Origin of the sequence: Clostridium sp. (assembly GCF_016650095.1) — a bacterium.
GTDB lineage: Bacteria > Bacillota > Clostridia > Clostridiales > Clostridiaceae > Clostridium_AD.
On the sequence record NZ_JAENWL010000155.1, the window covers coordinates 1 to 7,875 of the forward strand.

Genomic DNA, 7,875 nt, shown 5'->3' on the forward strand with positions numbered 1-7,875 from the left:
AAGCTTAATCCCCAGTTCCTTTAAAAAATTTCCCAATGTAAACCAGTAATGACCTGTAGGCTCTAACCCTACAATTATGTTATCTTTTTTATTTTCTTTAGCTACTAATTTTAACCACTCATGAAATGATTTAAAACCATCCGCTGTATTTTCAAACGATTTAACCTTACTAAGCTCTATACCTCTGTAATCGAACGCTCTTGCATACTGAAATTGCTTTGCAATATCAATTCCTACCACTAAGGTATTTTCTGTTATTGACATTATCTTTTCATTCTGTGTATAATTCATTTGAGTACCTCCACTGATAATTATAAATTAGGGATAAAAGTTCGAACTGTTATACCCTGTATTTTATCAGTAGGTGCTCTTTTTTTCAAAACTCATTTTAATTCATAACAGGAATGCTCCTTATTTTAATAAAATAATAAATATTATCTCTTTATATTTTTTCTTTATTTTTATTTAAGGCATTTATTAATTTAACATAATCACAATTACCTGCCCTTTCTCCTATTCCACCAAAAGTAGAATCTACAAATTCAGCTCCAGCCATAACTGCTGCAACCGAATTTGCAACAGCCATGCCAAAGTCATTGTGCGCATGAAACTCTATTGAAATATCAATATTTTGTCTAATTTTACGAATTAATTCAAAAGTTTTTTCTGGATATAATATACCCACAGTGTCCGCATATCTAACTCTCTCAACACCAAGTTCCTTAGCTTCTTTAATAACATTTAATAAAAAATCCGTTGAAGTTCTTGATGCATCTTCAAGTCCAACCACAACCTCGAGTCCCTTTTCTTTAGCGTAATAAATACTCCTCTTCATTTCATTAATAACCCAAATTCTATTCTTGCCAAGTTTCCAATGCAATTGTATGTCAGATACGGGTACTGATATATGCACGATATCAACCCTGCAATCAATAGAATGATTTATATCATTTATATTCATTCTATTCCATGCCGAAATCTTACTTTTGAGGCAAAGGTCCATTAATTTTTCAATACTCTTTTTTTCATCCCCGCCCATGGCAGGAGTTCCAGCTTCAATTTGATATACACCTTTTGAATCTATTATTTTGGCAAATTCAATTTTATCATTAAATCCCAGCTCAACCCCTGCCATTTGCTCACCATCTCTTAGGGTTGTATCAACAATTTTGTACATAACATAACCCCTTAATTCCTCTGCATATGTCTATAAAATCCTTATCTGAAAGTTCCATTTTGTTTGATATGCTTTTATCTTTAACCTGCTCTAATATGCTAATAATCTCGTCTGCATTATATTTATTATCCATGCCAAGCTCCTTAAGCTTACAAGTGATGGAATTTTTACCAGAATGTTTACCTAAAGCAAGTTTTCGCTCATTACCAACAAGTTTAGGATCAAAAGGTTCATAAGTTACTGGATTTTTCTCTATACCCGCAACATGTACTCCAGATTCATATTTAAATATATCTAAACCAATCACAGGTTTATTATTTGGTAACTTACTGTAGATTGTTTTTTCATATTGCAACCTCATCTCTGACAAAAGAGAAATTTCTCCACTTATTTCTTGATCCAAAATGACTTTTATAGCAACTAACATTTCCCCTAAAGCTGTTGTGCCAAAAGTTCCATCCTTTCCACAAAATGTGGTTGTTATAGAGTCAAATCCTTCACTCATAGCCCGAAAACCCACAGCAGTTGCCATAGAAAATTTATTACTTGCATACATATTTGTATTTACATTAAGATTTTCTCCATTAGAATTATCAAAACACCAATTACTTTCTCCAATAAATCTTACAGAAAAAAGTCTATTTACATCTATGTTCTTGGGTATCTTTTGCATATAGTTGCCAACATATGAACTAACATCTATTTCTAATATAATTTTAAAATCATAGTTTTCTTCTATATAACTAATATTAATAAAACCTAAATCCACTTGTTTTAGTATAATGTATTCTATACCATTTTTTTTGCATTTTTCTAATTGATTAATTTTATCAACTCTAAAGATAAAAACCCCCGATTTTATCAGAGGCCCTAAAATATCAAACGTCCTCTCATCAATCTCAAAAAAATCTACTCCTAGCTTTTTCAGGTTTATAATGAACTTCGGTAATTCATTTTCATTAAAGTTTTTAAAAGTAATGTTTATTAATGTCCTATCAATAATATATTTTTCTTTGCCATTTATAACTATAGACATTAATAACACCCCTCTCTACTTTATAATTTAATTCATAATAAGATTATGAATTAAAAAATATCTGAAACCTAATAACATGACTGTTAACAGGTCTCAGGATATATATTTGAAATTTAACTTTTATCATATTTCTAGTCTTTTTACTATATTTCCATTTATCATATGTGATTCTACAATTTCAAGTGCGTCATCAGGTGTCACCTTTCCATACCATGTACCTTCTGGATAAACAATAAGTATTGGGCCATCATTACATAGTCCTAAACAGCCTGTATTAGATACCATTACCTTGTCACTGATGTCATTCTCTTCAATAGCTTCCAAAAAATTAGTTACGATTTCAGTAGACTCATTTGAATGGCAGTACCCCTTTTGTGTTCCATTTATTCTAGAACTTGTACAGACGAAAATGTGAAACTCTGGTTTTATCATGATACTGCCTCCCCTACGATTTTTCTTATTCCATTTCTAATTTCATCACATAGTATATACACTTCTATATTTTTATTTTTTAGTTTTTGTTTAGGTATGTCCCCAATTCTAAGAGCAAGTACCCCGCAGCAATCCTCAATTGTTTTTATTATATAATCTATCTTATCCACATCACTAGAATCACAATCTTCTTTTGCAGTACAAAATTTAGGTATTTTCCTTTTTTCAATAAATGTAGCATCGCCATTCGTAAAATCATATATATAAAACTCAGTAGCATGTCCAAAATGCTGATCCACATTGAGTCCTGACTTAGATGCTACCGCAAATCTGATAGGTTTAACATCTTCATTCTCTGCTGTTTTCGCCACTTCTACTTCTTGAGATATATCATTCCCAAGTGTTCCTACTGCATCTGCTCTACACTGCTTACAGTGGTACATTTGTTTAAGATCTATTTCGCATTTTTTTCTCATAGATAACAATTCCTCATTATTTACTGTAACAATATCCTCAAATACACTTCCCGGAGCATTTATCATAGGCATAATATTTGTCATGAATGCTCCACATTCTTTAACTTTCTTCACAGTATCCTCTATTCCAACATCATTTACACCTTTTACATAGACTATGTTTACCTTGCAAATAAGGCCTTTTGAAGTAAGATATTTGAGACCTGATAATTGATTTTGTAATAATATACGTACGCCTTCAATTCCAGTATATTTTACCCCAAGATAGTTAATTTCTTTATAAAGTTTTACACCTATTTCTGGGTCCACTGTGTTTATTGTAATAGTAATGTGGGAAACTCCAAGTTCTAATATTTCATTTGCATAAAAAGGTAACATTAATCCATTAGTGGATAAACAAAATGTTATTTCTGGACTTTCCTTTTTAATAAGATTGATAGATTCTTTTACAACATCAAAATTTGCTAATGCATCTCCAGGGCCTGCGATTCCAACTACTGTTAGATTTTTAAGTTTACTCTTATACTCCTTAAATCTCTCTAATGCCTGTATCGGAGATAGTATTGTACTCGTAACCCCTGGTCTACTTTCATTTACACAATCAAACTTACGGCTACAATAGTTGCAACTAATATTACAAGCTGGGGCTACAGGTATGTGTATTCTGGCATTGTCATGTGCACAATTATTAAAACATGGGTGACTTTTGGTTCGTTCTTCCATACTAATTACTTTTTTAACTTCAGGAGTTCCCGAAACTTCAGGGACAGAAAATACAGTTTTTTCGTTATCATAATACTTATCATACATATCTTTTCTATATCCCCTTTCTTTTTTTTCTAAAAGAGCATTAGTAATTTCATCTAAAAATCTTAATGAACCATAATATCCTATATTAACAGCTCTTTGAGCGCCAATCCTATCATGAATAGGAAATCCAATTCTGATTAGTTTAATTCCTAATTTCTCTTCTATCCGTCTTCCATTTGAGTCACCAATTAATAAATTAATATCCAGTTCTCTTGCGTATTTTTCAATAATTTCAAAGTCCGTATCATCTAATATGATAGGCAATGTCTCAAGATCCTTTGTAAGTTCTTTTAGATTATTTACTAAAATTTTGTTTTTAGAACCAGTAGCTATCAGCAGAGGTTTAATTCCATTTTCAACGCATAATGCAGTGACTGCATAAATAATCTCCGGTTCTCCAAAAATAACAGCTCTACCTTCTCCATTATATTTATGAGAATCAATTATTCCATCTAAGTAACGTCCCCGCTCCTTCTCTAATACCTTTGGAACAGGCTTCCCACTAACTTTAGATATTAAATCAATAAAGTGGTCTGTAGCTTTTATTCCCATAGGCACAGCGCATTTATATAATGGTACTCCAAAGGTATCTAATAAATAATCCCCTGCAGTAGATCCTATTTCTGATGCTTTATCCATTTCTATAGTTGCAGACGCTCCTCCCATTAACCTTATATCATTAAGACTTGTGCCACCACATGGGATTTTATTGTATTTTTTAGTATATCCTGCATCTAGTGTGTCTGATATATCTGGTAATAGTGTGTACTCAACTTCAAAAGTATCTAAAATATATTTTAATTGCCTTATATCTCCTGGAGTTATATTTGCAGAGATTATATTTATCTTATTACTTTTTATATCTCCACTGCTTAAAGCTTCAACGAGTCTTCTAAGTGTTTTATAATACCCTTCAGATTGAGTACCAGAATAAGCAGGTGTCGATATTGGAATAATCTTAATACCTTTTGTGCTAGGGTCCTCTTCCCCAAATTCTATAATTATACGCCCTATGTCTTCCCCGATAGTTTCCGCAAGGCAAGTTGTGAGTACTCCAATAACACTAGGATTATATAATTTAATTATATTTGCAAGTCCTATTTTTAAATTTTTAGCTCCACCATAAATTGTTCCATCTTCAGTTAAAGATGATGATGCTATATCTATTGGTTCATTAAAATGAGTTGCCATGTGACGTCTTATATATGTGCTGCACCCTTGAGACCCATGAAGAATAACCATACTATTTTCAATTCCCTTAAGAGCCATTACTCCTCCAAGTGGCATGCACATCTTACAAGGGTTAACACTTAAATTTACAGAATTTTTCTTTTCCATATTAACACCTCCCCTTTAAATAAATTTCCACACTGGACTATTTATAGATAAATCTATTTCCCTCGCAAAGTTAACTGCACCATCAAAGCCAGATAAAGCATGTTTTCTTTCATGATTATGATCACAAAAGGCAATTCCGAGTTTATAGGCTAAGGGTCTTTCTTTAACTCCTCCAACCAAAATATCTGCTTTTTTCTCTAATATAAATTTCTCTAATTCTGCTGGGTTGGTATCATCCAAGATTACTGTTCCCTCAGAAGTTATTTTCTTTATAATATCGTAGTCCTCTTCTTTACCTGTTTGAGTGCCTACCATAACAGTTTCAATTCCAAATTCTCTAAATTGTTTAATAAGTGAAATGGCTTTAAATCCACCACCTACATATATTGCAACTTTTTTGCCTGTTAGTCTTTTTTTATAGTAATTTAGTGTTTCTTCAATTGCTTTTTCTTCAGTAAATATTAAATCCTTCGTTTTCTGAATTATTGCTTCATTTTTAGTAAACTGTGCAACATTAGTTAAAGAAGCCTTTATATCCTCAAGTCCTAAAAAGCTAACATTTATATATGTAATTCCAAATTTTTCTTCCATTTGATTAGCTAGGTAGTGCATAGATCCTGCACACTGTACAATGTTCAAACTAGCCGTTGGAGCCTTTTTTATCTCATCACTTGTGCTATCTCCGGTGATTCTTGCAATCACATTAACACCAATTCTTTTAAAATATTTCTTTATAATCCACATTTCTCCGGCTAAATTAAAATCGCCTAAAATGTTTATACCTTCTACTTTTGGAGAATTATTTTCTCCCATGAGGTTCAATATTGCATTACAAGCAGCTCTATAACCTACTGCCTTATTTCCTGAAAATCCAGGTGCTTTAACTGGAATAACTCGAATGTCATGTTTCTTCTGCGCAGCTCTACAAACAGCATCAATATCATCCCCTATAACACCTACAATACAAGTTGAGTATACAAATATTACTTTAGGAGAATTTGCTGCTACTATCTCATCGATAGCAGCAGCAAGTTTCTTCTCACCCCCAAATATAACATCTTTTTCTCTAATATCTGTGGAGTAACTATTTCTGTAATTTTCAGAATCACTCGATAAACTCCCCCTTATATCCCAGGTATACGCAGCGCAACCAATAGGTCCATGAACCAAATGAAACGCATCTGTTATCGGATTTAATACAACCCTTGCTCCAGCGTAAACACAAGCTCTCTGACTTACAGAACCAGATACACTATTTCCGTCGCACTTCATTTTTTTACCTTTACTTTTAGAGTTATAACAGACTGAGTCTTCTCTTCCTTTAAGTAATTTTGATTCCATATAATCACCTCCACAAATATTTTATTACATTACTAGTTCAAAATCCTCTTCTGGGCAAGTTCTATCTATTTTGTCTAAGATTACATTTGACATCATTTCTATTAGTCTAATTGCACCTATATACCCAACTATTGGGAAATACTGATGTGCATATCTGTCGAGTATTGGGAATCCAACTCTTACAAATGGTACATCCTCAGCTCTTGCAATAAATTTACCATGAGTGTTTCCCATTAATAAATCAACAGGTTCATTTTTCATCAATTGATGAAGCTCGAACAAATCAGCTGATCCTTTAACTACAGTATCTGTTATCTCATTTGCAGTTAATACTGCATTGATTTGTTTTGCAAAAGTATCTCCAGGTGTTCCTGAAATCACATATTTCGGAATCATTCCTAAACTAATTACGAATTCTACGAGCCCAAGAACTGTGTCAGGATCTCCGTAAATAGCAACTTTCTTACCATTAAAATATGCTTGACTATCTAACATCAAATCTACTAGTTGTCCTCTTTCCACTTCTATAGAGCTAGGAACAGCTCTATGCGAAAGTGTTGCTAGTTCTGTAATAAACCTATCTGTAGCATCAATTCCAATAGGTGTTCCTAAAGTTTTCATAGAAACTTTACATTTTGTCTCAATTTCTATTGCAGCAGCTTCTGAAGTATATGTACCGAGTGCTAATGTAAGCTTTGAATTTCCGGCATCAATAATGTCTTCAATTTTAGTACCTCCTGCTGGATACATTTCAAAAGTTCCTGTCATTGGTGCATCTAAAACTCCACTAGTATCCGGTAACATTATATTGTCAATTTCCATAAGACTAAGAATTCTTTTTATTTCTTTCATATCTCCTGGTTGTACCCAACCTGGAATAATATTAATTCTTTCACTTTTAGTTCCATTATTTACTGATAAATAAGTAACAAAAGCCTTTACCATACTAGAGAAACCTGTTACATGTGAGCCTGCATAACTTGGTGTACTAGCATGAATTACATGTTTGCCCTCTGGTATATCAGCCTTAGCTTGGAATATCATTGTTTTAAGATCATCACCTATAGTTTCTGATAAGCAAGTAGTATGAACTGCAATTACATCTGGTGCATAAAGCTCAAATATATTTTTTATTGCAGTTTTCATATTTGATCCTCCACCAAACACTGATGCTCCCTCTGTGAATGCACTAGTAGTTGCCATTACAGGCTCTTTATAATGCCTAGTAAGTTGCATTCTATGGTAAGAACAACATCCTTGAGAAC

The 7,875-nt window shown here is 32.7% G+C and carries 7 protein-coding genes; all 7 read right to left on the reverse strand.

Going from position 1 to position 7,875, the window contains the following annotated elements; translation table 11 throughout:
* A partial coding sequence (locus tag JJE11_RS10345) for a transposase (protein WP_291635250.1) occupies positions 1 to 291 on the reverse strand: 291 nt, incomplete at its 3' end.
* A gap of 151 nt (positions 292 to 442) precedes the next feature.
* Complete coding sequence (locus JJE11_RS10350; protein WP_291635252.1) at positions 443 to 1,177, reverse strand: homocitrate synthase; 735 nt, start codon at positions 1,175 to 1,177, stop codon at positions 443 to 445.
* Complete coding sequence (locus tag JJE11_RS10355) at positions 1,161 to 2,213, reverse strand: hypothetical protein (RefSeq protein WP_291635254.1); 1,053 nt, start codon at positions 2,211 to 2,213, stop codon at positions 1,161 to 1,163. Before JJE11_RS10355 ends, JJE11_RS10350 begins: the two co-directional genes overlap by 17 nt.
* A 123-nt stretch (positions 2,214 to 2,336) precedes the next feature.
* Positions 2,337 to 2,645 (reverse strand): 2Fe-2S ferredoxin, encoded by a 309-nt coding sequence (locus JJE11_RS10360; protein ID WP_291635256.1) that lies wholly within the window; start codon positions 2,643 to 2,645, stop codon positions 2,337 to 2,339.
* Positions 2,642 to 5,269 (reverse strand): nitrogenase cofactor biosynthesis protein NifB, encoded by a 2,628-nt coding sequence (nifB, locus tag JJE11_RS10365; RefSeq protein ID WP_291635258.1) that lies wholly within the window; start codon positions 5,267 to 5,269, stop codon positions 2,642 to 2,644. Before nifB ends, JJE11_RS10360 begins: the two co-directional genes overlap by 4 nt.
* A gap of 15 nt (positions 5,270 to 5,284) precedes the next feature.
* The gene (gene nifE / locus JJE11_RS10370) at positions 5,285 to 6,610 is read right to left on the reverse strand and encodes a nitrogenase iron-molybdenum cofactor biosynthesis protein NifE (RefSeq protein ID WP_291635259.1); all 1,326 of its coding nucleotides are present in this window, start codon (positions 6,608 to 6,610) and stop codon (positions 5,285 to 5,287) included.
* 24 nt (positions 6,611 to 6,634) lie between these two features.
* Positions 6,635 to 7,875, reverse strand: a 1,241-nt coding sequence (locus tag JJE11_RS10375) for a nitrogenase component 1 (RefSeq protein WP_291635261.1), incomplete at its 5' end; no start/stop codon positions are given.